This window comes from Streptomyces sp. CO7 (assembly GCF_053474865.1).
The window spans coordinates 1-1758 of record NZ_JBRIOU010000225.1 but is presented as its reverse complement, the minus strand read 5'-3'; the positions used below and the strand labels follow the sequence as shown (position 1 = coordinate 1758).

The window sequence follows — 1758 nt, the reverse complement described above, 5'->3', positions numbered from 1 at the left end:
GTCGACCCCCGGCTGCGCCCCGCCCCCGCCGCGCCGCCGCGCCCGACCAAGGAACGCCGATGACCTCGCTGCGAGCCCGAGCCCGAGCCCGAGGGCGCGGTACGGCCCGGCCCCGCACGGTTCGCCCGCGGCACACCCGCCTCGTCCGGCCGCTGACCGCCCTGAGCGTCCTGGTGGCCGTGCTGTTCCTGGCGGCCGCCGCGTTCGGCCAGGCACTGCTGCCCCACTGGGACGCCCAGGACATCACCGCCGGCGCCCGGATGCCCGGCGACGGCCATCTCCTCGGCACCGACGACCTGGGCCGCGACATCGCGAGCATGGTGGTCGCCGGCGCCCGCTCCACCCTGACCGGCGCCGCGCTGGTGGCGCTGGGCTCGATGCTGATCGGCAACGTGCTGGGGCTCCTCGCCGGCTACCTCGGGGGGTGGACGGACGTGCTGGTGCGCCGCTGGGCCGACCTGCTGCTGGCCGTTCCCGCCCTCCTGGTCACCCTGGTGGTGGCGGGCATCGGCGGCGGGGGCTGGACACTGGCCGTCTGCGCGCTGGTGGTGCTGACCTCGCCCTCCGACATCCGCCTGGTGCGCACCGCCGTGCTGGAGCAGCGGCACCTGCCGTACGTGGAGGCCGCCGAGACGCTGGGCCTGCCGCGACGCACCGTGATGCTGCGGCACATCTGGCCCAACACCCTGCCGGTGGTCGTCGCCAACACGCTGCTCAACTTCGCGGGGGCCGTGGTCGCGCTGAGCTCGCTCTCCTTCCTGGGCCTGGGCGTGCCGCCCGGCGCCCCGGACTGGGGGCGGATGCTCTCCGAGAACCGGAACCTGCTGTGGACCAACCCGAGCGCGGCGCTCGCGCCCGCCGCCCTCATCGTGCTGTCGGCCGTCGTGCTCAACCTGCTCGGCGACCGCGTCCTGGAGGCCTTCTCCGAGCGAGGCAGATCGTGACGACCACCCACGCCACCCACGCCACCCGTGACCGGGTGTCCGCGCCGCTCCTCGAGGTCGACGGCCTGTCGGTGACGGCGGGCTCCGGCGGCGGGGCCGTCGTCGTCGACGGGGTGTCCCTGACCGTCGCGCCCGGCGAATGCGTGGGCATCGTCGGCGAGTCCGGCAGCGGGAAGTCCCTCACCGTCCGGGCGGTCGCCGGGCTGCTGCCGCCGGGCCTCGAGGTCACCGCGGGGGCGGTCCGGCTGGGCGGCGAGGAGGTCCTGGGCCTGGCGCCCGGGGCCCGCGCCGCGCTGCGCGGCCGGCGGATCGCGCTGCTGATGCAGGACCCGTTCGCGATGCTGCACCCGCAGCTCACCTGCGGCCGGCAGATCGCCGACGGGCTGCACGGCCCCGACGGCCGGGGCCGTGCCGTGCGTGCGGCGCGGCGGGCCGAGGTGGAACGGCGCCTGGTCGAGGTGGGGCTGGAGCCGTCGGTCGCCGACCGCTTCCCGCACGAGCTCTCCGGCGGCATGCTGCAGCGGGTGGCCACGGCGGCGGCGCTGGCCGGCGACCCGGAGCTGCTGATCGCCGACGAGCCGACCACGGCGCTGGACACCGCCACCCAGGCCGCCGTCCTGGACCTGCTGGGCGGGCTGCGGCGGGACCGGGCCATGGGCCTGATCCTGATCACCCACGACCTGCGGGTCGCGTTCTCCGCCTGCGACCGGGTGCACGTGCTGTACGCCGGGAAGGTCGTCGAGCACGGCCCCTCGCACCGGCTGGGGAGCGCCCCCCGGCACCCGTACACGGCGGCCCTGCTGGCCTCCGCGCC

General features: G+C 76.7%; 2 protein-coding genes. Both read left to right on the top strand.

The genetic code is table 11. The features are described from left to right. Positions 1-59 precede the first annotated feature (59 nt). A complete protein-coding gene (locus ACOV8S_RS32970; protein WP_448322345.1) occupies positions 60-944 on the top strand; it encodes an ABC transporter permease in 885 nt (294 codons plus the stop codon). Continuing rightward, positions 941-1758, top strand: an 818-nt coding sequence (locus ACOV8S_RS32965) for an ATP-binding cassette domain-containing protein (protein ID WP_448322343.1), incomplete at its 3' end; no start/stop codon positions are given. The genes ACOV8S_RS32970 and ACOV8S_RS32965, both read left to right, overlap by 4 nt.

Excerpts from the sequence above, each read along its gene's own strand:
- ACOV8S_RS32970 (WP_448322345.1), top strand. The coding sequence starts at position 60 with ATGACCTCGCTGCGAGCCCGAGCCCGAGCCCGAGGGCGCGGTACGGCC.